21 protein-coding genes are annotated in these 22,748 nt (G+C 41.2%); 8 read left to right on the forward strand and 13 right to left on the reverse strand.

The genetic code is table 11. From position 1 onward, the window contains the following. Positions 1 to 231: 231 nt before the first annotated feature. From C3007_RS08030 to C3007_RS08035, 3 genes are read right to left on the reverse strand one after another with little or no spacing between them, the layout of a single operon-like run. On the reverse strand, positions 232 to 3,816 hold the full coding sequence (locus C3007_RS08030; RefSeq protein WP_103853963.1) for a two-partner secretion domain-containing protein: 3,585 nt from the start codon (positions 3,814 to 3,816) through the stop codon (positions 232 to 234). A 17-nt stretch (positions 3,817 to 3,833) separates the two neighbouring features. Beyond that, positions 3,834 to 4,268, reverse strand: a complete 435-nt coding sequence (locus C3007_RS11725; protein WP_243397674.1) for a BamA/TamA family outer membrane protein — start codon at positions 4,266 to 4,268, stop codon at positions 3,834 to 3,836. Beyond that, positions 4,163 to 5,536: a ShlB/FhaC/HecB family hemolysin secretion/activation protein gene (locus tag C3007_RS08035; RefSeq protein WP_243397675.1), complete on the reverse strand. Its 1,374-nt coding sequence runs from the start codon at positions 5,534 to 5,536 to the stop codon at positions 4,163 to 4,165. The genes C3007_RS11725 and C3007_RS08035 overlap by 106 nt, the downstream gene beginning before the upstream one ends. Before the next feature lie 165 nt (positions 5,537 to 5,701). Between C3007_RS08035 and C3007_RS08040 the strand changes: the two genes are divergently transcribed. Genes C3007_RS08040 through hutZ form a run of 4 tightly spaced genes read left to right on the forward strand, consistent with a single transcriptional unit; the run spans position 5,702 to position 8,870 of the window. Beyond that, positions 5,702 to 7,675, forward strand: a complete 1,974-nt coding sequence (locus C3007_RS08040; RefSeq protein ID WP_256594082.1) for a TonB-dependent hemoglobin/transferrin/lactoferrin family receptor — start codon at positions 5,702 to 5,704, stop codon at positions 7,673 to 7,675. Then, positions 7,606 to 7,836: a TonB-dependent receptor gene (locus C3007_RS11800; protein WP_256594083.1), complete on the forward strand. Its 231-nt coding sequence runs from the start codon at positions 7,606 to 7,608 to the stop codon at positions 7,834 to 7,836. The genes C3007_RS08040 and C3007_RS11800 overlap by 70 nt, the downstream gene beginning before the upstream one ends. Before the next feature lie 15 nt (positions 7,837 to 7,851). Continuing rightward, on the forward strand, positions 7,852 to 8,358 hold the full coding sequence (gene hutX / locus C3007_RS08045) for a heme utilization cystosolic carrier protein HutX (protein WP_103853964.1): 507 nt from the start codon (positions 7,852 to 7,854) through the stop codon (positions 8,356 to 8,358). Continuing rightward, positions 8,352 to 8,870, forward strand: coding sequence for a heme utilization protein HutZ (gene hutZ / locus C3007_RS08050; protein ID WP_103853965.1), 519 nt, complete (start codon positions 8,352 to 8,354; stop codon positions 8,868 to 8,870). Before hutX ends, hutZ begins: the two co-directional genes overlap by 7 nt. Before the next feature lie 128 nt (positions 8,871 to 8,998). Here the strand turns inward: hutZ and lipA are convergent, their stop codons facing one another. The 10 genes from lipA to rhlB form a co-directional block, all read right to left on the reverse strand. Continuing rightward, positions 8,999 to 9,961, reverse strand: coding sequence for a lipoyl synthase (gene lipA / locus C3007_RS08055; protein WP_103853966.1), 963 nt, complete (start codon positions 9,959 to 9,961; stop codon positions 8,999 to 9,001). 17 nt (positions 9,962 to 9,978) lie between these two features. Further along, entirely contained in the window at positions 9,979 to 10,632 is a 654-nt protein-coding gene (gene lipB / locus C3007_RS08060; RefSeq protein ID WP_103853967.1) for a lipoyl(octanoyl) transferase LipB, read from the reverse strand. Between the two features lie 26 nt (positions 10,633 to 10,658). Further along, on the reverse strand, positions 10,659 to 10,961 hold the full coding sequence (gene ybeD / locus C3007_RS08065; RefSeq protein WP_103853968.1) for a DUF493 family protein YbeD: 303 nt from the start codon (positions 10,959 to 10,961) through the stop codon (positions 10,659 to 10,661). A gap of 94 nt (positions 10,962 to 11,055) precedes the next feature. Next, the gene (locus C3007_RS08070) at positions 11,056 to 12,243 is read right to left on the reverse strand and encodes a serine hydrolase (RefSeq protein ID WP_103853969.1); all 1,188 of its coding nucleotides are present in this window, start codon (positions 12,241 to 12,243) and stop codon (positions 11,056 to 11,058) included. 29 nt (positions 12,244 to 12,272) lie between these two features. Continuing rightward, a complete protein-coding gene (locus C3007_RS08075) occupies positions 12,273 to 13,109 on the reverse strand; it encodes a septal ring lytic transglycosylase RlpA family protein (protein WP_103853970.1) in 837 nt (278 codons plus the stop codon). Between the two features lie 58 nt (positions 13,110 to 13,167). Beyond that, complete coding sequence (gene rodA, locus C3007_RS08080) at positions 13,168 to 14,283, reverse strand: rod shape-determining protein RodA (protein WP_103853971.1); 1,116 nt, start codon at positions 14,281 to 14,283, stop codon at positions 13,168 to 13,170. Further along, positions 14,283 to 16,220 carry a penicillin-binding protein 2 gene (gene mrdA / locus C3007_RS08085; protein ID WP_103853972.1) on the reverse strand — a complete coding sequence of 646 codons (1,938 nt, stop codon included), beginning with the start codon at positions 16,218 to 16,220 and terminating at the stop codon, positions 14,283 to 14,285. The genes rodA and mrdA overlap by 1 nt, the downstream gene beginning before the upstream one ends. A 3-nt stretch (positions 16,221 to 16,223) precedes the next feature. Beyond that, complete coding sequence (gene rlmH, locus C3007_RS08090; RefSeq protein ID WP_103853973.1) at positions 16,224 to 16,691, reverse strand: 23S rRNA (pseudouridine(1915)-N(3))-methyltransferase RlmH; 468 nt, start codon at positions 16,689 to 16,691, stop codon at positions 16,224 to 16,226. Continuing rightward, positions 16,692 to 17,003: a ribosome silencing factor gene (gene rsfS, locus C3007_RS08095; RefSeq protein WP_103853974.1), complete on the reverse strand. Its 312-nt coding sequence runs from the start codon at positions 17,001 to 17,003 to the stop codon at positions 16,692 to 16,694. Between the two features lie 162 nt (positions 17,004 to 17,165). Beyond that, positions 17,166 to 18,413, reverse strand: coding sequence for an ATP-dependent RNA helicase RhlB (gene rhlB, locus C3007_RS08100; RefSeq protein ID WP_103854010.1), 1,248 nt, complete (start codon positions 18,411 to 18,413; stop codon positions 17,166 to 17,168). A 457-nt stretch (positions 18,414 to 18,870) separates the two neighbouring features. Between rhlB and nrfA the strand changes: the two genes are divergently transcribed. The 4 genes from nrfA (at position 18,871) to nrfD (ending at position 22,747) form a co-directional block, all read left to right on the forward strand. Next, the gene (gene nrfA, locus C3007_RS08105) at positions 18,871 to 20,382 is read left to right on the forward strand and encodes an ammonia-forming nitrite reductase cytochrome c552 subunit (protein ID WP_103853975.1); all 1,512 of its coding nucleotides are present in this window, start codon (positions 18,871 to 18,873) and stop codon (positions 20,380 to 20,382) included. A gap of 108 nt (positions 20,383 to 20,490) precedes the next feature. Further along, entirely contained in the window at positions 20,491 to 21,114 is a 624-nt protein-coding gene (gene nrfB / locus C3007_RS08110; protein WP_103853976.1) for a cytochrome c nitrite reductase pentaheme subunit, read from the forward strand. Continuing rightward, positions 21,111 to 21,788 carry a cytochrome c nitrite reductase Fe-S protein gene (gene nrfC / locus C3007_RS08115; protein ID WP_103853977.1) on the forward strand — a complete coding sequence of 226 codons (678 nt, stop codon included), beginning with the start codon at positions 21,111 to 21,113 and terminating at the stop codon, positions 21,786 to 21,788. The genes nrfB and nrfC overlap by 4 nt, the downstream gene beginning before the upstream one ends. Further along, the gene (gene nrfD / locus C3007_RS08120) at positions 21,785 to 22,747 is read left to right on the forward strand and encodes a cytochrome c nitrite reductase subunit NrfD (protein WP_103853978.1); all 963 of its coding nucleotides are present in this window, start codon (positions 21,785 to 21,787) and stop codon (positions 22,745 to 22,747) included. The genes nrfC and nrfD overlap by 4 nt, the downstream gene beginning before the upstream one ends. Position 22,748: the final 1 nt, after the last annotated feature.

Consider the following 22,748-nt stretch of genomic DNA (forward strand, 5'->3'; position numbering starts at 1 on the left):
AAATTGGCTAGTAATATTAATGCTAGCCAATTTTTTTGTTTTGTTATAACTCCGAGATTTCCCCAATGCTGACTTTAGAATTTTGTGAAGGAGAATATTGATGGCATTGTGATTTGCCTGTTTCATCTGTTTCACAAAGATCAATTAATGGTTCTTCTTTTATCGTTATATCCTCTTCAAATTCCGTAGGAATATTATAATGAACACTTTGAGCGGAATCTATTTGTGCGCCTAATTGAGTGATTGGATTATTCTCAATTCTATCAAGGAGTTGTAAATGTTCTCGTGGCGTGAGCGAGCTTTTCCCGCAATAACATTTGATTCAAATGAAAAAATTCGAGGTTGCTCATAATAGTTCATTATCGCATTTTCTTTCACTTTAATGCTGACCGCATTTGGGTGATTGGTTGTGTCCATACTTTCAAAAGCTCGTGCGCCATTTGGGGCAAGGGCATTGAGCGTAATATTGTCTAATATGGTGCTAGTTCTGGAAGCATCACCAGGATGAAAAGCAACAGCATCAAGAAAATTATCATTACTGAATGTACCTAAGCCTACATCTGGTTCTGCATAGTGGCCGGTATTGATCGCGGTGATGGTTAAATCAGTCGGATTATTTTTACCGCGCAAGATCGTATTGCCATAGGTTCTAATTGAATAACCTTGGAATGTTTTGGCATAAATTTCGCTAGATTCCCCTAAAATATCGCCCACAAGGAAAATCCCCGCAGCAGGCGCAAGGGCAGAAGAGCCGTAAGTATCCGCTCCTTTTACGGTGAGTTTGCTGTGTTTTAGACCGATATTTTGTCCATTTAACGCCAGTTTATTTGCATTTTGCATAAAGGATTCATAAAGCGGTTTACTGTAATTGACAGATAACGTGCTGTTATCAAGGTCAATATTTTCAGCAAAAAGATGAATAAACCCTTCTTGGCTATTTAGCTGGCTATCATTAATTTGAATATGGGTATCTTTTATATAAGAACGGGCGGTTGCCTCGCTTGTTACCCAATCAACAAATGCCGTAGCAAATTCTCGTTTACTTCGTTTTGTGCCTTGCTCATCGAGAAGATTATAGCGTTTATCAGGCAAAGGGAAGCCCCCTCTCAGTACGCGTTCTTTTAAATCGGCAATAACATATTCATAGCCCTGTTTCGTTTCTGGGGAAGCAAGGTTTGAAGATTGAGCGGTATAAGTTCGCATATTTCCTGAATTAATGAAAATACCGATTTCACCATTGGTTTTCACACGATTTAGACTTACGTCTTTAAATCCATCTGCGATAACAAAATCTTTGCCACTGGTAAAATTCACATCATTTAATGCTACATTAAAGCTAGGCTGTTTTGTACTTAATCCAGCGATAGTTTGGACGCTTTTTGCTGTTTCAAAGAGCGGTTCTTTTTTTGTATATTTATTGTAAAACGATCCATTGTCTAGATTGGAACGTTGTAAAATAATTTCAATTTGACGTTTATCTACTGAATTCGCTTTTTCAGTTGCAAATTGGTAAAACTGGTCTAAGGCAAAAGAATAAATGCCTTGATTATTTAGATCACCAATTTCCTGTGTACCAATATGGTTGAGAAATGATTGCCATAAATCAGTAAACTTGATTTTTTCACCTTCCTTATTGGTAAAAGAGATATAGTCCGCAGAGTCTGTAAGTTGAATGGATTGGAGTAGCTCCTGTGCGGTTTGGGGTTCTAATGCTTTTCCTGATAACGTATAAAGCGGCTGAGTTTTCCCATTCACCTCTTTTAATAACAGGGTTTCTTCTTGTAATGGCTGTGGCGTTTGCGCATTACCTATTCCAACAGAACCTTTGCCCAAGTTAAAAGTTACATTATTGAGGGTGAATGTGTTGGAATCCGTGTTTTTATGCGCAGTGAGCAACAACAGATTATGCTGACTTTCGGGGCTGTGCGTAAAGGTCGCATTTTCAATATTGATTGCGCTATCAGCTTGGATCGTGGTGAGTGGCAAGGCGAGTTTACGCTGTAATTTGTCCGCAAGTTTTTCATCAACACGAACTACCTTAAGCGTTTTTTTATCAGCACTCACATACGCAGTTTGAGTGGCCTCGCGATTTTCGCCAAAACTGGTGGTTCGATCTAACAAACTGGCTAATAATTTTAGATCGTCAAAAGTGGTACTATGACTGGTATCCACTTGATTTTTCTGATCTAACTCTTGGGCAAACTGTTGTAATTTTTCAGTGAAAATTAACCCTTCTCGTTTATGGGTTTCGTTACCAACAGTAATGCTTGAAAGATTGCCATTTAATTGGGTTTTTAATTCATTTTCAGAAAGCTTGGTTTTGGCTAGCAAGGCATTTTTTTGTTCTTCGATGACTTGGCTTGCGATCTTGCTGATTTCATCAGGTTTTAAGAAAACCAAATTGCCAGCATCAATCTGTGCTTTAATTTGTTCCGCAATTTTTGCATTAACAGGATCAAGTTGAGTACCAAGACGCGTTTCCACATTACTCACATTATTTTCTTTCTCTAAGTAATTAATGGTTAAAATCGGTTTTTGGTATGCCATTTGTAGGGCCGGCTTTCTTAGATTTGAAGCTAATTCTGCACCGCCAGCGCTTGCTTGATAATCTTGATAAGCGCCTTTTGCTAAAATTTCAAACACGCCATTTTTCTGATAAATATAGAGATTTCCATCCGCACTTTGCAGCCCCTGATCCACTTTTTTCGCTGTTTTTAACGTGTAATCACTATCGGTATAATACACATCACCTTTTTCATCTAAAGCTAATTCATTCTTTTTAAAGCGATTATTGTATTGGTTATTTTGCGCATTGGCTTTTTTAACATTCGTAAGTGCGGTGATTTTTCCGCTAATTTTTACCCCATTGCCTTCCGCTTTGCCTACTTGCGTAATGGTTAATTCTGCGCCACTAGTATGATTTTTCCCATAACGAATATCAGAGTTATTGCCTAAAAGAATTTTTCCACCTTCAATTGCAATGCTGTTAGCTTCCAAAATACCGTTATTATTAATAGCAATATCTTTTGCCATTTCTTTGCCTTTTGCGGTAAGTTCAATGCGATCATTGGACAAAATAACGCCATCATTTTCAATTAAGCTAGCCATTTCATTGCCAGTAAGCACAACGTTAAAATTATCTAAATCAAGAGTGAAATTTTCGCCAGTTGCCAAAAGCACTGTTTTATTTTGTATTTGAATGCGCTCTAATTCCCCCCAGTAATTGGCTTGCGCCTTTTCTGATGCTTTGCCTGTGAGATTCAGCGTTCCGTGATTTTTCACCTTATCGCCCAGCAAAATAATGGCGTCTTGTGCATTAATTGTGCCTTGGTTGATGATTTCACCTTCTTGCTGTTTTTTTCTTGTAAAAGTAACAGTATCGCGACCATATCGTGATTTTTCACTGATTTTCTCTACATCTTTTGTGGTGGCTAGAATCGCGCCTACATTGACTTGCGCATCTTTGGTAAAAATAATGCCATTTGGGTTGGCAAGAAAAACACGCCCATTGGCACTGAGCTTGCCCTGAATGGTAGAAACATCCGCCCCAGTAACGCGGTTATAAGCAATACTACTTGAACTAGGCTGCTGAAATTCAACGCTAGCTTGGCGGCCAATATCAAAACTTTCCCAATTAATCGAAACGCGATCAGAATTTTGTTTAATTGTCATCGCATTATTTTGTGTATTAATTTGAGCTTCACCCTGTACAATTTGATGCCCTTTAGGTAAGGCATTCGGATCAAGTTGTGCAGCAAGACTTGTTGAGGAAAGAATCGCAAGAGAAATAAGACTAAGTTGTTGTGCGGATTTCATTTTTTCTCCTTATCTGATTAGAATAATTTTAGCAATGACAAGCCAATTTGGTGTTCTTTCTCTTTTTCAAGACGTGCGCCAATCGGTTTTGCATAGTAAAAAGAAAGGCTGTAATTGTTTGGCGAAAAGAGTTGTAAGCCAGCACCAACAGATTGCAATTTAATGTGATTATGTTGTTCTGGGCGTTGCTCGTATGCTTGAATTTTGTGGTATTTTTTACCTGCGCTAAAATCGTAAAACAGCGAGCTGACAAGCAAAGAATCTTGCAACAGCGGTTGATAATGCTTCAGATTAATTTGCGAAAGAATGCCATCGCTGATTGACGCAACACCAGTTCGATAACCTCTCACCCCATTAGTGCCGCCAAGTAACATTTTTTGATTGCTAGAAATATTTCTATCTGCCATTTGCCCTTTAATGCTCGCTTCAATGGCAAAGTCTTTTGGTAGCATTTGTTCGTGCGCAATTTCAGCATTGACCAAGGTAAATTTATTGCTTGCCAATCTATCGGGCGATTTTGCCAAGCCTCGGTGCTATGGTTATTTTCTCGTCCAACAGCTGCCCCAAGATTGAAATAGGTGGTGCCACGCGCAAAACTATTCCATACCCCGTTGAATGAAAGATTGATAAGATTAATTTTTGCAATATTTTCAATAGGTTGTGGAATGCCTTGCGCATCGCGGATACGGCTATGACTAAAGGTTAATTTAGTATTCAAATGAAAATTAGGCTGGCGAATAGTCGGGTGTAAAATGTAAGCGCCTAGGGTTTGGTTATTCCCTTTTGCATCAAGTGCGGTGAAATTTTTGCCTAATTTATAGTGTAGATAAGAACCAAATACCCCAAATCTTGTGCCGTAGCCATCAATGATCCACGAATATTCAGCACGAATATTTTTTAACCGAGCATTTTGTGAACTGAGTAAATCAAGATTAAACTGATCACCCATTCCTGCTAAATTCAACATTTTTATTCCCGCACTTAGACGATATTTGCCAGTTTCAGACGTGCCTTGGTTGTCAGTGAAAAAATAACCTTGCCATAGTTTGCTGTCTTTTAGCTGAATATTAACATCTGCACTACCTCTATTTTGTCCTGCTTGAATCCCTAACTGTGCGTTGATACCAGGTACTTCATTGAGTAATAACGATAATTTTTCAACTTCACTTTGTGCTAAGTAGGGCTGTGAATTCACGCTGGTATTTACCATTCTTTGAGCAAAATTAGTCTTAAAACGACTTTGATTGTCAATACGAACTTCACCAACATTACCTAGCATTAAACCAATAATAACACGTTGATTTTCAATGGTTTGTTGGGGTAAATAAGCACGCGCAACAAGATAATTATGCTGACGATAATAAAGGGTAATCTGGCGCGTTAGTTCATTCAGATCAGCCAACGTAATTGGGCGATTTAAATAAGGCGAAATGAGTGTAGAAAGATCTTCATTAACTGGCGTGTCTAAGCCTTGTTCTGAGAGGATTTTTACCTCAATTTCTTTTAATTCAAAATGCAGATCACCTGCTTGTTGCGGCGCGTTGGATAGATTGCTATTAAACATTTCCCCAGCAGGTTTAGCCAAGTGCGGTGTATTTTGGTTGAGTTCTTTGGAAAGCACGGCGGATTGTTGTAACTGCTGTTGAAAATCTGTACTTTGAGCAAGTGAAATAGCAGGTAGAAATCCCAGTCCATAAATTAAGCAATTGATTTTACGCATAAAATTCCTTGTTTGTGGCGCATACTGTGTTTTAGGTAGGATTGGAATTATATAAAAATGAAAATTATTATCAGTAGCATTGGAAATCCTTTTTTGCCTTTTAAGATAAGCGAAATTTTTTTGGAAATGACAACTTATCAACAACAAAAAGGATAAAAAACACTTATGAAAATGAAGTTTTCACCGCTGTATCTCGCACTAGCATCAACGATTTGTACGACTATTTGTAGCACGGCTTATGCGGCAGAGCAGTTAGAACAAATTAACGTTCAAGCGTTGCGCGATCCCACGCAATACACCAAAGATCAAGCAAATATCGCCATTTTAAATCGATCTCAATTAGATACTTTACAGCCTGCTAGCGTGGTGGAAGCCTTATCGACACAAGCGAATGTGGAGATTGCAGGCGGTTCGCGAACACTGGCAAAAAAGCCAGCTATTCGTGGTTTAAGTGGAACAAGAGTGGTTCAGGTGGTAGATGGCGTGCGGCAAAATTTTAATTTAGAGCATCGTGGATCTTATTTCTTACCAACCAGTATGTTAAGCGAAGTCGAAGTGGTGAAAGGGCCTGCAAGTACCTTATGGGGCAGTGGCGCATTAGGCGGTGTGGTGGCAATGCGAACTTTGAACGCCTTTGACTTGCTCAGACCCAACGAAACTTGGGGGGCATTGATCAAGCAAGGCTATCATTCGGCAGATTCAGGTTCACAAAGTGAATTGGCAGTTTATGGTGCAAATGGTCAGTTTGATTGGTTAATTCAAGGATTTTACAATAAAAATAAAGACTTACGTTTAGGTAAGGATTTAGGCAAATTGCCGCATAGCGAACTTACTCAGCAAGGTGGCTTAGTTAAAGCAGGTTGGCAAATAAATGATCATCATCGTTTAGAATTAAACCTGCGCGGCACGCAAAGTAAACAAACTGCGCCAGCTAATAATGAGATGTACGATCCTTATACGCCGAATGATTTTGTTGCAGAAGTAGGGCAAATTTATGCAAGCGGTGGCAAGCCTGATTATGGCAAAGCTGGCGGTATCGCTGATCTTTCTGCACAAAAAGTAAAAGATCGTTCTGCGTCATTGCGTTATCTTTTCAATCCAGATTCCCGCTTGGTGAATGGTGAATTAACGCTGTATATCAATGATACCAAAGAAACCGAAACCAATCTTCGCACAGGCACCAATGATGAAACTCATTATAAAACCACGGGGTTTAACTTGCGTAATGCCTCCGAGTTTGAGCGTGTTGCCTTGATTTATGGGGTAGATTTTTATCAAGACAGAGTAAAAACAAAACGCGAGAAAAAAGCGCAAGACGGTACTTGCAGCAACGCGACCTCGCCTCGTTGTCGTGATTATTCTACTGCCAATTATCGCCCAAATCCTTATGATGCAAAAGCCAATGTGTGGGGCGCTTATTTACTCAGTCATATTAATCTCACTGAGAATTTAGTGCTTTCGCCAGCGCTACGTTTTGATAGCTACCAGAGTTCAGAAAAACAAAGCCAAAGTTATCGCAAAAACCACTTATCCCCTTCCGTTACCTTGGATTATCGTGCCACCCCTTGGCTGAATTTAAGCGCAAAATATGCAGAAGCTTTCCGCGCACCAAGCCTGCAAGAACGTTATATTTCAGGTCATCATTTCGGTTTTAAAGGAATGGCAGAAGCGATATTTGTAGAAAATACCGATCTCAAAGCCGAAGTAGCGAAAAATAAAGAATTGAGCGCCAAATTCCACTGGCAAGATTTGTGGGCAGCGCAAGATAAGCTCAGCTTCACCGCAACGGTTTTCCAAAATGATGTAAAAGATTTTATTGAATTACAGCAAATTGGAATGCAAAGACACACATTATTATTCCAATATCGTAACGTACAAAACGCGCGTTTAAGAGGGGCGGAACTTGCCGCTCATTACGAAACGCCACGTTGGTCAACGGATCTTCAGTATGGCGTATTGCGTGGTAAGGATCGCCAAACGGGCGAAGCCTTAGAAAATATCAATGCGGATAAAATTGTTCTTGCGGCATCTTATGCGCTTGTGCCAGAAACCTTTACGTTGGGGCAAAAGTGCGTCACTATTTTGCACAAAAACGTGTACCTACATCACATAATGGGCATTATCCGTCTTATACCTTAACGGATATTACCGCTAGCTATGCGCCACAAAAAGGCGAATGGTCAAATTTACGCATTGATTTTGCGGTGGAAAATATTTTCGATAAGGCCTACACCCCAGCTTTCAGCTTAACCCCTGAAGCAGGGCGCAATGTCAAAGTATCGTTAGCTTATCAATTCTAATTTGGGGGATAAACAATGATACAACAACAAATTGCGCAGGCATTGGCAGATAATCCTGATTTGCACACCCTTGATCTTGCTGCACAACTCAAAGTAAAAGAAGGAAAAATAATCCAAAATTTACCCCCGCACTTTATTCATCTTTATAACGGAAGTGCGGTGGAATTGTTGGCAGAAATTCACACTTGGGGCAACGTGGTTACCATTGTGGAAAAAGCGGGATCGATTTTTGAGATAAGCGGCGTGTTTCCCCAAGGACAATTTGGTTACGGCTATTTCAATCTCAATATGAAAAGGGAAGCCGGCATTGCTTTACACGGACATTTGCAGTTAGACAAAGTGAAGCACATTGTTTTGTTGAGCAAACCGTTCCGCGGTAAAGAAAGTTATGCCATCGCATTCATTACTGATGAAGATGAGGTGCTATTTAAAATTTATCTTGGACGTGACGAGCAACGCCAGCTCATTCCCGAACAAGTTTCAAAATTTAACCAGTTAAAAAATAAGGATAATTTATGCTAGATCGCCAACAACGTTTAAATCAACGCCTTACGCCAGAAATTCAGGCCTTAAAACAGCAATGCAAAACCTTGCTGTTAGCCACGGTTGATGAAAATGGCATTCCCAATGTGAGCTATGCCCCTTTTGCCGAAGGGGAGCAAGGCTACTACATTTTTATTTCCACCATTGCCAAGCACGCGCGAAATCTAAAAAATAATGGCAAGGTTTCCATTATGCTCATTGAAGATGAAAGCGACAGCCGTCAGATTTTTGCTCGTCATCGCTTAACTGCTGATGCGCAAGTTGTGGAAGTGGCGAGGGATTCTGAACAATGGCAAATTGGCACAGAATTATTGCAAAATCGCCACGGCAAGGTGATGCAAGAATTGGTTCAATTCCAAGATTTCTCGCTATTTCATTTGATCCCACAACAAGGGTTATTCGTTAAAGGTTTTGGTCAAGCCTTCCAAGTTGCACCGAATAATCAAGTTGATGTGGTACATTTAGATCAAGGTCATATCGAACAGGGCTAATTGAAAAAAATCGCAAAAAAGCCCCGCACTTTATTTTGCGGGGTTTTTATTATGTAGAAAAAGAGCGGTGAAAAATCTTGAAATTTTTCACCGCTCTTAATGTAAGAGTGATTTACTTAATAGCGAGATTATTTCACCAATCCGCCGCTGGCTTGGAGATCGGCGTGGTAAGAAGAACGCACGAAAGGTCCGCAGGCGGCGTGTTCAAAGCCCATTTCGTTGGCTTTATCACGGAATTCATCAAATTCTTCAGGCGGAACATAGCGCGCCACAGGTAAGTGATGGCGGCTTGGTTGCAAATATTGCCCGAGTGTGAGCATTGTTACGCCGTTGGCGCGTAAATCTTGCATCACTTGCAAGATTTCTTCGTTGGTTTCGCCTAAGCCCACCATTAAGCCTGATTTGGTTGGAATATCAGGGAACATTGCTTTGAACTCACGCAATAATTTGAGCGACCATTCATAATCTGCCCCTGGGCGAATATCACGATACAAGCGTGGCACATTTTCCAAATTGTGGTTGAACACATCTGGTGGATTATCTTTTAATTTTTCTAGTGCTTGTTCGATACGTCCACGGAAATCAGGCACAAGGATTTCAATTTTGATCCCTGGATTAAGCGCGCGGATTTCTTTCACACATTCAGCGAAGTGGCCTGCACCACGGTCAGGTAGATCATCGCGATCCACCGAAGTGATCACCACATAACGTAATTTCATATCCTGAATAGTTTCGGCTAATTTGCGTGGCTCGTCAGGATCAGGCGGTAAAGGCTTGCCGTGTGCCACATCACAGAATGGGCAGCGGCGCGTACAAATTGCGCCTAAGATCATAAAGGTTGCCGTGCCGTGGTTAAAACATTCGTGCAAGTTAGGGCAAGATGCTTCTTCGCACACTGAATGCAAGCCGTGGCGGCGCATACCATTTTTGATGCTATCAATTTTTGCTGAATTGGCTGGCAGTTTGATTTTCATCCACTCAGGCTTTTTCAATAAAGGCTGGTTGGGATCAATATTTTTTACTGGGATAATGGAAGTTTTTGCGGCATCACGATATTTTACGCCACGTTCCATTTTAAAAGGCGTTGCCATTAACGCTCCTATTTTTGTTAAGAATTTGTTACGGAATTATACCCCAATAATTGGGTGAAGTGTGTAACTAATTTGGGCGAAACCTTGTCTGGCTGTGCTTCTTCTTGCGGGATAAAATCTGCCATTTGACACATTTCAAGCCCAGCATAACCACAGGGGTTAATGTATAAGAAAGGCGTAAGATCCATATTGATATTTAGCGCTAAACCGTGGAAAGAACAGCCTTTGCGAATGCGTAAACCGAGCGAGCAGATTTTTTTGCCGTCCACATACACCCCTGGTGCATCGGCTTTGGGATAGCCTTCAATGCCGTAATCTGCCAGCGTTTGCACCACCGATTGTTCAAGAGCGGTAACCAGTTGGCGTACATTGAGATCTTTGCCTTGCGCTTTTAGGCGTTTAATGTCGATCAACACATACATAACTTGCTGACCCAATCCGTGATAGGTGATTTGTCCGCCACGATCCGATTGCACCACAGGGATCGCGCTTTGTTGCAATAAATGTTCAGGCTTGCCCGCAGAGCCTTGGGTGAACACCGCAGGGTGCTGAACGAGCCAGATTTCATCTTGGGTATTTTCATCACGATTATCAGTAAATTGCTGCATTTTATGCCAAATTTCTTGATAATCTTGCACGCCAAGTTGGCGGATAATAATGGATTGGGTCATCGCCTTTACCTTATTGTTTATGCAGATTAAAGCACCATTCTTACGCCGTCAATTTTGGCAAGTTCGCTATAAAGGGTTTCCACTTGCTCAATATTTTCAGCCACAATATCCACAGAAATGGATTTGTATGTGCCTTTTCCGCTCACATTTTCACGCGGATTATAATCGCCCTTGGCATATTTTTGTACCACAGCGATCACATCATCAGCTAAATCTGGGCGGTTTGCGCCCACCACTTTGAAGGTGAAATCACAAGGGAATTCAAGAAGATCTTTAAGTTGCTTTTGTGGAATATCTTCAAGTTTTACGACTTTTTCTTGTTCTGCCATTTTTTTGTCCTCAAATTTGTTAAAAATTTAGACCGCACTTTGTTTAGTGCGGCCATTTGAGCTTTAGATTGGGAAGATTTTGCCAATTTCAAGTTTAGCTGAATAAACTTTTTACAGTTAGCACTAACCAATCCCAGATTTTGCCGAAGAAACCGCCTTCTTCAACATTGTTCATTACTTGTAAATCTACTTTAGCAATGTCTTTACCATCAAGCTGATAGGTGATTTTGCCCACCACTTGGCCTTTCGCCAGTGGCGCTTCAAGGTATTTTTTGTCTAAATCATAACGGGCTTTCACTTCTGCTTGGCGACCTTTTGGCAAGGTGATAAATTGATCTTGCAATACGCCAAGTTGCACTTTGCTGTTATCGCCATAATAAACGCTTTGTTCAGAAACGGTTTTGTTGGCTTCTAAGGCTTTGAAGGTTTCAAAGTTAGCAAATCCCCATTGCAATAATTTCTTGCTTTCAATTTCACGGCCTTTGTAAGTTGGCACGCCCATCACCACTGAAATTAAACGCATATTGCCGTTGCCCAATGCGGAAGCCACAAGGTTGTAGCCGGCTTTGTCTGTATGGCCTGTTTTCATACCATCGACTTTAAGGGTTTTATCCCACAACAAGCCATTGCGATTTGGTTGGCGAATTTTGTTGAAAGTGAATTCTTTTTCTGCATAGATTTTGTATTCTTCAGGTAAATCACGAATGATATGTGCGCCAATTAATGCCATATCACGGGCGGAAGAATATTGATTTTCGTCATCTAAGCCGTGTACGGTGGTGAAATGGGTGTTTTTCAGACCAAACTGCTCCACATATTTATTCATTGCATTGATGAAATTTTGTGTTGAGCCTGAAACGTGTTCCGCCATTGCCACGCAAGCATCATTGCCCGATACCACGATGATCCCGCGATTAAGATCGGCAACGGAAACCTGCTGGTTTAAATTTAGGAACATTTTTGATGAACCCGGGAAATTTTTACCCCAAGCGCTATTACCAATGGTAACCATATCCGAATCGTGGATTTTGCCTTGTTTTAACGCATCGCCCACCACATAGCTTGTCATCATTTTGGTGAGCGAAGCAGGGTATTGGCGTTGATCAGGGTTAAATGCTGCTAACACCGCACCAGAATTGTAATCCATTAAAATATAGGTTTGTGCATTAAGTTGTGGTGCGGCAATGCCATATTGAATATCTTCTGCCATTACAGAATGGCTTGCGCATAATGTAGCAGTGATAAGGGCAAATTTGGTTTTTTTAAGCATATGTTTAAACATAGTTCCTTACGTCCTAAATAGAGTTAAATTTATTTGTGGCTATAAATAATCAGTGGCTTAGTGCCATTTAATTTATGAAGTTTGGCTTTAAATTGTTGTGCTTCACGTTTAGTTTTAAATGGCCCAAAGGAAATACTGTGAGATTTTTTATTTGAGTCAATTTTTGTTTTGACTTTTAAGCGTTTGGCTTGTTTCGCCATTTGTATTGCTTGTTTGTAGGTTAAGTTTAGCATTTTTACTTTATAACCTGAAAAATCTGTGTCTGAAAGCACCGCACTTTGTTTTGCGGATAGATCCAAACGTTTTACGGCTTCTGGTGTTTTCACCATTTTAGCAAGACTGTGCGTTCCCGCACCGAGAATTTTCCCTTTATGATTAACGTGTAGCGCCTCAACGCGAACTTGTCCGATACCACGATGAATAATCCCCAGTTCTTTTGCGGCAACAAGAGAAAGATCAATAATTCTTCCTTTTATGAAAGGGCCGCGATCGTTAATTTTTACGATCACTTTTCTGCCGTTGTGTAAATTGGTGACCAAGGCGTAAGAATTTAATGGCAGCGTTTTGTGTGCTGCTGTATAGCGATTAGGATCATAATATTCACCATTGGAGGTTTTACGTCCTGAAAATTTTTGGTGGTAGTAACTTCCTCCCCCTGTTTTGGCGTAGTGCTTAGCCGTACTCGGGTGTTTGGTGGTGTAACTGACTCCATTGACCACATAGGTGTGAGTCTTATCAGATATTTTTTGGTGTACCAGTTTAGGGCCTTTCACCCCATATAATTTTTGCGTTTCGGCATTGCTATTCACACTTGCTAGTGTGAGTAGAAATGCCAAACTCAGCTTAATTATTTGTGTTAATTTCATTTTGATTATTCACTTTAGTTAAAATTTTGTTGGAATACTGGTTAAGAACAATAAATTCTTAGTTAGTTCCCCTAAAGAAATGTTCTTTATGGCTATGAATGGACATAATCAAGCCAAAACCTGCCATTAATGTAACAAAAGACGTCCCACCATAGCTCATTAATGGGAGCGGCACACCCACCACGGGTAAAATGCCACTCACCATGCCAATATTCACAAAAACATAAACAAAAAAGATCAGCGTTAATGCCCCAACAAGGGTACGACCGAAAGCATTTTGTGCTTCCACGCCAATCACCAAACCTCTTGCCACAATAAATAAATAAAGGCACATCAAAACGGCGAAACCAACCATTCCGTGTTCTTCACTTAATACGGCAAAGATAAAATCGGTATGGGGTTCAGGCAAAAATTCTAGCTGAGATTGTGTGCCTTGCATCCAACCTTTGCCCCAAATACCACCCGAACCAATGGCAATTTTTGATTGCAAAATATGATAGCCCGCGCCAAGGGGATCTTTTTCTGGATCAAGCAAGGTTAGCACCCTTGTGCGTTGATAATCGTGCATTAGGTAAAACCACATTATAGGGATAAAACCAGCCAGTCCAATCACTGCAATTAAAATCAGCCACCAGCTCATTCCTGCTAGAAAAACAACGAAAATTCCAGACGCACTTACCAGAATTGATGTGCCTAAATCAGGCTGAATGGCAACCAATAGGGTAGGCACAATAATAATAAAGAGTGCAATAAAGGTGTGTCTTAAGGTTGGCGGAAGCGGACGTTTACCTAAATACACCGCCACCATTAACGGCACGGCAAGTTTGACGATCTCCGAAGGCTGAAAACGGAATAAGCCGAGATCTAGCCAACGCTGCGCGCCTTTACTGGTTGTTCCCACTAAATCCACTAAAATCAGCAATATAATGCCAATACCAAATAAATAAGGGGCAATACCTTGATAAAAACGTGGAGAAAATTGTGCCATAACAAACATCACCACAAAGCCTAGGGTAACTTGAATGATGCGGTTGCGGAACATCACTTCATTGCCACCAGAAGCGCTATATAGCACGAATAATCCATAGGCGGAAATCATTACAAGACCAAGAAATAGCCAGAAATCAATGTGTAAACGCTGCCACAAGCCGAGCCAGATTTTCCTTTTACTCATTATTCTGTTTCCTCTTGTTGGGGTTGAGCTTCGTTCTGTTTATTTTCCATTTGGTTTACTTGTGGAAGCCGCTGATTAAGATAATAATCCATAATTTTTCTTACTACAGGGCCGGCGTTGCTACCGCCACCGCCTGCATTTTCTAAAATGATAGAAACCACAATTTTCGGGTCTTCATAAGGGGCATAGCCGATAAACCACGCGTGATCGTGCAATTCTTTGCTCAGCGATTTAGCGTTATAGGTTTGGTTTTCTTTTAAGCTGAAAACCTGTGCGGTGCCTGATTTACCAGCAACGTGATAGTTCGTGCCAGCAAAGGCTTTACGCCCTGTCCCATTGCTCGCATTAATCACGTTATACATACCACGTTTGGCTTGCGCCCAATAGTTATCATTGGCTTTAATGTCGGGATATAAAAAAGGATCTTGGTAAGGTTCAAAGAAAGAGCCTTCCACCCCTTTCATTAAGTGCGGTGTATTTACCTTGCCATTATTAATCAAGATGGCTAAGGCTTTTGCCACTTGCAATGGCGTTGCTGTCCAATAGCCTTGCCCAATGCCTACGGAGATGGTATCACCCTGTAGCCAAGGTTTTTTATACCGTTTTTGTTTCCACTCGCGCGAAGGCATAATTGCCGAGGTTTCTTCACGAATATCCAACCCTGTTGGCAGACCAAAACCAAAGGCTTTCATCCAACCAGAAAGTTTATCAATCCCCATATTGTAAGCGAGCTGATAAAAGTAAGTATCGGAAGATTCGGTAATCGCTTTATTGAGATCCGTATAGCCGTGGCCTGATTTTTTCCAGTCACGGAAACGTTTGGTGCTATTTGGCAACATCCAATAGCCCGGATCAAACACCGTTGTGCTTGGCGTGATCAAGGCTTCTTGCAACCCAGCTACCGCAATAAACGGTTTTACCGTAGAAGCGGGCGGATAAGCTCCTTGCGTAACGCGGCTATAAAGTGGACGCTCAGGATCTTCAAGCAGGCGTTTGTAATCTTTACCTGAAATACCATCAACGAAAAGATTATTGTCATAACTTGGGGTTGAAACCATCGCTAAAATGCTGCTATCTTTTGGATCTAGCACCACCACTGCGCCTTTATGACCTGCTAACAGATCGGTGATATAACGTTGCAATTCTAAATCAATGGTGAGATGAATGCTTTTACCCGCTACTGCAGGCTGTTCGCGCAATTTACGGATCACCTTGCCACGGTTGTTAATTTCTACTTCTTCAAAGCCCACTTCACCGTGTAATTGTTCTTCGTAATAGCGTTCGATACCGAGCTTGCCGATATTGTGCGAGCCAGCATAATTGGCGTATTTGTCTTCTTTTTTCAGGCGTTCCACATCTTTATCATTAATTTTTGCCACATAACCTAAAATATGGGTGAGCGGTTCGCCGTACAAATAATGACGTTTAAAATAAGGTTTAACGGATAAACTCGGGAATTGATGCTGATTTACCGCAAAACGTGCGATCTGTTCTTCGGTGAGATCAGGCTTGAGTAAAATGGACGTATAGCGCGAAGAACGGCGGCGTTCTTTCTTAAAGTTCGCAATATCGTCTTCATTTAAGCCCACCATTTGCTTGAGCTGTTCAAAAGTGCGGTCTAAATTTTCCACTTTTTCTGGCACGATATATAAGCCAAAAAAGGTGAGATTTTCGGCAAGCAATTTGCCATAGCGATCGTAAATCAAACCGCGTGTTGGTGGCAACGGCAATAATTTGATACGGTTACCGTTAGAACGGGTTTGATAAGTGTCATAATTGACGATTTGCAGATGATATAAATTGGTGAGCAAAATTGCAGACAGCCCAAGCACGCCTAAAAAAGACACCAAGGCGCGGCGAATAAACAGATTGCGCTCCGCTTTTTTATCGCGGATCGGTTCCATTGTTGGCTGAGAAAGCAATTTCTTTAAATCCATTGATTACTCTCGATGATAAGGGTGATTGGTAGTAATCGACCAAGCACGATACAAACTCTCTGCCACCACCACGCGCACTAAAGGGTGGGGTAAGGTTAAAGGGGAAAGCGACCAGCTTTGTTCGGCGGCAGCTTTACATTCTGGCGATAAACCTTCAGGCCCGCCGATGAGCAAACATAAATCCCGTCCATCATTTTTCCACCCCTCTAGCTGTTGTGCCAGTTGTTCGGTTGTCCAAGGTTTACCGGGAATGTCTAAGGTAACAATCTTATTGCGCCCACAAGCCGCCAGCATTGCTTTGCCCTCTTGCTCCAAAATGCGTTTAATGTCTGCATTTTTGCCACGTTTGCCCGCAGGGATTTCGATTAGTTCAAAGGGCATATCCTTTGGGAAACGGCGTTGATATTCTTCAAAGCCTGTGCTTACCCAAGCTGGCATTTTTGTGCCTACCGCAATTAATTGGATCTTCATTTAGCCCCAAAGTTTCTCTAATTGATACATTTCGCGGCTGTCTGCTTGCATAATATGCACCATCGCTTGCCCGAAATCGACCACCACCCAATCGGCAGTAGCTTTGCCCTCTTCACCGAAGGATTCAAAACCCGCTTGCTTGCTTTCATCAATCAGTTTTTGCGCCAAAGAACTAATATGGCGACTTGATGTGCCTGTGCAAATAATCATATTGTCCGTTACGCTTGATTTGCCTTGCACATCTAAATGCAAAATATCAACGGCTTTTAAATCGTCTAATTTGTTAATTAAAAAATCTACTAATGTTGTCATACGAAATATTATCGCTCATTAAATTTGTGTGTTAAAAATCCGTCAATTCTATCACGAGATAAAACAGAAATAATAGAAAAAATCACCGCACTTTTCTTGTTTATGTTTTGTTTATAAAAGTGGTTTATAAAAGTGCGGTGGAATTTTTGCGATTTTTTGAGATTAATAACGCTTTTTAAAATTGCGTTTATTATTTTGATAATGGCTTTGCCCAGTGCGTTTGCGGTAAGGTTTTGGCAAATCACTGAGTAGCGCTTGCGGATCATATTGGCTCACTGGAATGGAATGGCCAATATATTCTTCAATGGCAGGTAAATTCATTGCATATTCTTCACAAGCAAAACTAATGGAAACGCCACTTTCGCCTGCGCGCCCTGTGCGCCCAATGCGATGCACATAATCCTCGCGATCATCAGGCAAATCATAGTTGAAAACGTGCGTAACATCAGGAATATGTAAGCCACGCGCGGCAACATCGGTGGCCACTAAAATATCTAATTTGCCTTCAGTGAATTGTTGCAATAAGGCAAGGCGTTTTTTCTGTGCCACATCGCCTGTGAGCAGCCCCACACGATGCCCATCAGCGGCTAAATAGCCCCAAATTTCTTCGCAGCGATGTTTGGTGTTCGCGAAAATAATGCAACGCTCAGGCCATTCTTCTTCCAACAATGTCATTAATAACGCCATTTTGTCTTGGTTAGACGGATAAAACAGCTCTTCTTTAATGCGGTGGCCTGTTTTTTGCAGCGGCTCAACTTCCACATACTCAGGATCATTCATATCTTCAAAGGCAAGCTCACGCACTTTATAAGAAAGAGTCGCGGAAAAGAGCATTGTTAAGCGTTCAGCAGGGGGCGGACATTTTCGCAGTAAGTAGCGAATATCTTTGATAAAGCCTAGATCGAACATTCGATCTGCTTCATCTAGCACCACCACTTCAATATCCGTTAAGCGAATAATGCCTTGTTTGACATAATCAATCACGCGTCCTGTTGTGCCGATTAAAATATCAATGCCTTGCTCAATCACTTTAAGCTGTTTATCGTAGCCATCGCCCCCATAAGCTAGCCCCATTTTTAGCCCAGTGGCTTGTGAGAGTGCCGTACCATCATTGCTAATTTGCACGGCAAGCTCGCGCGTGGGCGCTAAAATTAACGCACGCGGTTGCTTGGCATTATGCTGCGAATTTTCGCTTAATAAATGATGAAAGGTGGCGGTGAGAAAGGCCATTGTTTTGCCTGTACCTGTTTGCGCTTGCCCTGCTACATCACGTCCTGCAAGGGTGATTGGCAAAGAAAGGGCTTGGATTGGCGTGCAGTATTCAAAACCGTTTTTCTCTAAACACTGTAATACGCTTGGATTTAGTGGTAAATCAGCAAAACGTTGCTGAGTTAAATGATCATTTTGCATAGTTATCTGACTATTTTCGATTTTATGAGAAAAAATTGTGCTAAGCATAGCATGAAGGGCAGAAATCCCCAAAAATTCTTCTTTTCTCTCTTCTTTATCTCTAAAAAAGGGAATAAATAAAGTGCGGTTAAAAATGTAGCATTTATTGGTTTTTTTATTACTTTTTATTTTGTTTTGTAGCAAGGATAAATTACCCCGTTATGCTTAGAAAAGGCAAATTATCTAGGATTTTAATAACTCTTAAGGGTTATTTTTATGTGGCAAAAATAACTCAAAAAGGTTATTCCTAATAAAAACATTGATCAAACGCAAAAAATAGCAAAATAGCGCTGAAAAATGAGAATGAATTTGTTATTTTTAAGCGTGAAAAACTTTCTCTTAATTCATTATCATATTGTTTTTAATGAGAAAAATTATCATTTATTGCTTAAGTTTATTTGTTGTACAACATTGATCAATGTATGGAGTAATTATCGTGAACATTTTCAGAAAAACTTTAGCTTCTCTGGCAATTGCTGGATTGACTTTAGTGTCTGCGCAACCTTTGATGGCGGCAGATAATAGTGTAGCAGAAAAGCGAGCTCCAACTCGTGAGGAATTAGCAAAACCAAATCCTGATTTGAAAATTCAAGCAATCAGTGAACAATTTGCTGAAAAATATCCAAAACAATATAACAGTTGGGCTGCAACCGCAGAATCTACGGAAATTGTTCCGGCAATTGAAGTTGATCCTAGAATGATCGTAATGTGGGGCGGTTATGCGTTCTCAAAAGAATATAACAAACCGCGCGGTCACTTTTATACTGTAACTGACGTGCGCAATATTTTGCGTACAGGTGCGCCGTTTGATGCTAACAGCGGCCCACAACCAATGGCGTGCTGGACGTGTAAAGGCCCAGATGTGCCACGTTTAATTGCTGAATGGGGTGAAGAAGAATACTTCAACGGCAAATGGGCAAAAGGTGGGGCTGAAGTGGTAAATTCTATCGGCTGTGCTGACTGTCACGACACCACATCAAAAGATTTTGCAGAAGGTAAACCTGCTTTACGCATTGCTCGTCCGCATGTTTTACGCGCCTTAGATGCGATCGGAAAAGACTTCGCACATTTAGACAAAACAGACAAACGCGGCGCAATTTGTGCTAACTGTCACGTTGAATATTACTTTGATAAAAAAGTGGTAAACAATGTGGTATTCCCTTGGATGAAAGGGGTAGATGTGGATAGTATGGAACAATACTATGACAATATCGAATTTTACGATTGGATTCACTCTATCTCTAAAACACCAATGTTGAAAGCACAGCACCCAGACTATGAAACTTGGTTACAAGGCACACACGGTAAAAATGGCGTAACCTGTGTGGATTGTCATATGCCAAAAGTACAAGGGGCTGATGGCAAAGTTTACACAGACCACAAAATTGGTAATCCGCTTGATTCTTTTGAAAACACCTGTGCAAACTGCCACGACCAAAGCAAAGAAACTTTAACCAAAGTGGTAGCAGGTCATAAAAAAGACATCAAAGACGTGATGATTAAACTTGAAGACCAAATCGTGAAAGCGCACTTTGAAGCGAAAGCGGCTTGGGACGCAGGTGCAACAGAAGAAGAAATGAAACCAGCATTGCAAGCTATCCGTCACGCACAATGGCGTTGGGATTATTCTGCTGCGGGCCACGGTGGTCATATTCACGCACCAGATATTATCTTAAAAACCATTGCAACAGGCTTAGATCGTATTGCTGACGCGCGTACTAAATTAGCCATTATTCTCACCAAACACGGTGTGAAACAGCCAATCAATTACCCAGATATTTCAACAGCTGAAAACGCGTGGAAAGCAATGGGCATTGATATTGAAAAAGAACGTGCAGCGAAAGCGAAATTCCTCAAAGAAGTTGTTCCACAATGGAATAAAGAAGCGTTAGAAAAAGGCTTAATGGAGAAAGCTCCACCAGCAAAATAAGCCAAAAAGTAACCGCACTTTATTAAGTGCCGACTTAGGAAGAGACCTTAAAGTGGGAAGAAAACTAAAGTGCGGTCTATTTTGAACGAAAATTTGAGGTAATAAGAAATGAACGTTGTATTAAAGAAAATGGTAAAGCTTACCGCCTTATTAGGGGCGATGATCTTGGCTTTGCCTGCACAAGCTAATACAGAAAACACTGAATTAAGCTATCAACCTACGTTAGAAAATCAGCGTAACCCCAATGAATACTGTGCGAAATGCCACAAATTAGAAGCCACTGATGAACAATCTGGCGGTGATTTACATTTTGGTAAATTCCACGGTACGCACTTATCCAAAACAAATCCAAGCACAGGCAAGCCAATTACTTGTGTGAGCTGCCACGGTAATATTTCGGAAAATCACCGCCGTGGTGCAAAAGATGTAATGCGTTTTGAAAGCGATATTTTCTCTGACAAAAAACCAATGTTCTCTGTGCAAGAGCAAAATCAAGTTTGCTTCTCTTGCCACCGTCCTGAAAAATTGCGCGAGAAACTTTGGGCGCACGATGTCCACGCAATGAAATTGCCTTGTGCTGCGTGCCATACTTTGCACCCAGAAAAAGATGCAATGAAAGGCATTGAGAAAAAACAACGCGTTAAACTTTGCGTGGATTGTCACGGAGAACAACAAAAACGCAAAGCCTTAAAAGATCTTGACCCGACCAGCGAACAAAAGGATAACAAATGACAACTTGCTCACGCCGTAATTTTGTTTCTGGAATGGGCGCTTTGATCCTAATGACAGGAACAACAATTAAGTCAGTAGCACAAGATAAGGCAGAAGAAAAGCCGATTCGTTATGCAATGTTGCACGATGAAACCGCTTGTATTGGTTGTACCGCTTGTATGGACGCGTGTCGTGAAACCAACCAAGTGCCAGAAGGCGTTTCACGTTTAGAAATTATTCGTAGCGAACCTTATGGCGAATTTCCTGACGTGAAATATGAGTTTTTCCGTCATTCGTGCCAGCATTGTACCAATGCACCTTGTGTTGCTGTGTGTCCAACAGGGGCTTCATATATTGATGCTTCCACTGGTATTGTTGATGTCAACAAAGATCTCTGTGTTGGCTGTCAATACTGTATTGCCGTATGCCCATATCGCGTGCGTTTTATTCACCCTGTGTATAAATCCGCCGATAAATGTAACTTCTGTCGCGATACGAATTTGGCAAAAGGCAAACAGCCAGCTTGTGTTGAAGCTTGTCCAACCAAAGCCCTAACCTTTGGTGATACCAACGATCCACAAAGTGAAATTTCTTTGAAACTGAAAGAAAAACAAACCTATCGTACAAAAGTTGAATTAGGTACAGATCCAAATCTTTACCACGTTCCAGCTAGAGCAGGGGAGATCAGACGATGAACAGTCCATTTCATTTCCCATCTTTAGTATGGGACGGGCCGATTGCGATTTATCTCTTTTTATTAGGGATTTCCGCAGGGGCAACAATGCTTGCGGTATTGTTAAAACGTGCAGGATTAGCAGGAGAACGCCCGGAAGAAAACAATATCTTAAAGGTTAATGCCTTGCTTGCACCGATTAGCATTACCATCGGTTTATTGCTATTGATTTTCCACTTAACCAAACCTTGGACATTCTGGTACTTAATGTTCAATTATCACCACACCTCAATTATGTCCGCAGGGGTGATGTTGTTCCAAGTGTATATGCTGTTCTTGGTATTATGGTTAGCGATTATCTTCAAATCACTGGTGTTGAGCCTTGTGAAGCGTTTTGTGCCGAAACTTGCAAATTTTGCAGAGAAAATCATTGATATTGCTGTTAAATTCACTAATGCCATTGAGATCATTACTTTATTGCTCAGTGTAGCATTAGGGGCATATACGGGTTTCTTACTTTCAGCATTAGTGAGCTATCCAATGCTAAATAACCCTGTCTTGCCAGTGTTATTCTTGGCATCAGGTACGTCATCGGGCATTGCGGCATTGATTTTCTTCACCATTTTATGCACCAAAGAAAGCACTCATTCCAAAGGCTTAGCGTTCTTACATAAATTTGAACAGCCAGTAGTATTGATTGAAGCTTTCTTATTGTTCGCTTTCTTCTTTGGTTTATACCTTGGTGGCGGACAAAAAACCGTGGCATTTCACACCGCACTTTCGGGTGGCTTCTGGGCGAATGTCTTCTGGATCGGCGTGGTAGGCATTGGGATTGTGTTACCCCTTTTACTCAACGCTGTTGCAGGTGAGAAGCTTAAACACCAAAAAGGCTTTATGCTGATTGTGGCCGGATTGGGTTTAATCGGGGTACTTTGCTTGCGTTACTTCATTTTATACGCAGGGCAAATGACTTTGGCCTAAT

Source organism: Avibacterium gallinarum, from assembly GCF_002921135.1.
GTDB lineage: Bacteria > Pseudomonadota > Gammaproteobacteria > Enterobacterales > Pasteurellaceae > Avibacterium > Avibacterium gallinarum.

Coding starts and splice junctions, on each gene's coding strand:
- C3007_RS08030 (WP_103853963.1), bottom strand. CDS start 3,816: ATGAAATCCGCACAACAACTTAGTCTTATTTCTCTTGCGATTCTTTCC.
- C3007_RS11725 (WP_243397674.1), bottom strand. CDS start 4,268: ATGCTACCAAAAGACTTTGCCATTGAAGCGAGCATTAAAGGGCAAATG.
- C3007_RS08035 (WP_243397675.1), bottom strand. CDS start 5,536: ATGCGTAAAATCAATTGCTTAATTTATGGACTGGGATTTCTACCTGCT.
- C3007_RS08040 (WP_256594082.1), top strand. CDS start 5,702: ATGAAAATGAAGTTTTCACCGCTGTATCTCGCACTAGCATCAACGATT.
- hutX (WP_103853964.1), top strand. CDS start 7,852: ATGATACAACAACAAATTGCGCAGGCATTGGCAGATAATCCTGATTTG.
- hutZ (WP_103853965.1), top strand. CDS start 8,352: ATGCTAGATCGCCAACAACGTTTAAATCAACGCCTTACGCCAGAAATT.
- lipA (WP_103853966.1), bottom strand. CDS start 9,961: ATGGCAACGCCTTTTAAAATGGAACGTGGCGTAAAATATCGTGATGCC.
- lipB (WP_103853967.1), bottom strand. CDS start 10,632: ATGACCCAATCCATTATTATCCGCCAACTTGGCGTGCAAGATTATCAA.
- ybeD (WP_103853968.1), bottom strand. CDS start 10,961: ATGGCAGAACAAGAAAAAGTCGTAAAACTTGAAGATATTCCACAAAAG.
- C3007_RS08070 (WP_103853969.1), bottom strand. CDS start 12,243: ATGTTTAAACATATGCTTAAAAAAACCAAATTTGCCCTTATCACTGCT.
- C3007_RS08075 (WP_103853970.1), bottom strand. CDS start 13,109: ATGAAATTAACACAAATAATTAAGCTGAGTTTGGCATTTCTACTCACA.
- rodA (WP_103853971.1), bottom strand. CDS start 14,283: ATGAGTAAAAGGAAAATCTGGCTCGGCTTGTGGCAGCGTTTACACATT.
- mrdA (WP_103853972.1), bottom strand. CDS start 16,220: ATGGATTTAAAGAAATTGCTTTCTCAGCCAACAATGGAACCGATCCGC.
- rlmH (WP_103853973.1), bottom strand. CDS start 16,691: ATGAAGATCCAATTAATTGCGGTAGGCACAAAAATGCCAGCTTGGGTA.
- rsfS (WP_103853974.1), bottom strand. CDS start 17,003: ATGACAACATTAGTAGATTTTTTAATTAACAAATTAGACGATTTAAAA.
- rhlB (WP_103854010.1), bottom strand. CDS start 18,413: ATGCAAAATGATCATTTAACTCAGCAACGTTTTGCTGATTTACCACTA.
- nrfA (WP_103853975.1), top strand. CDS start 18,871: ATGTATGGAGTAATTATCGTGAACATTTTCAGAAAAACTTTAGCTTCT.
- nrfB (WP_103853976.1), top strand. CDS start 20,491: ATGAACGTTGTATTAAAGAAAATGGTAAAGCTTACCGCCTTATTAGGG.
- nrfC (WP_103853977.1), top strand. CDS start 21,111: ATGACAACTTGCTCACGCCGTAATTTTGTTTCTGGAATGGGCGCTTTG.
- nrfD (WP_103853978.1), top strand. CDS start 21,785: ATGAACAGTCCATTTCATTTCCCATCTTTAGTATGGGACGGGCCGATT.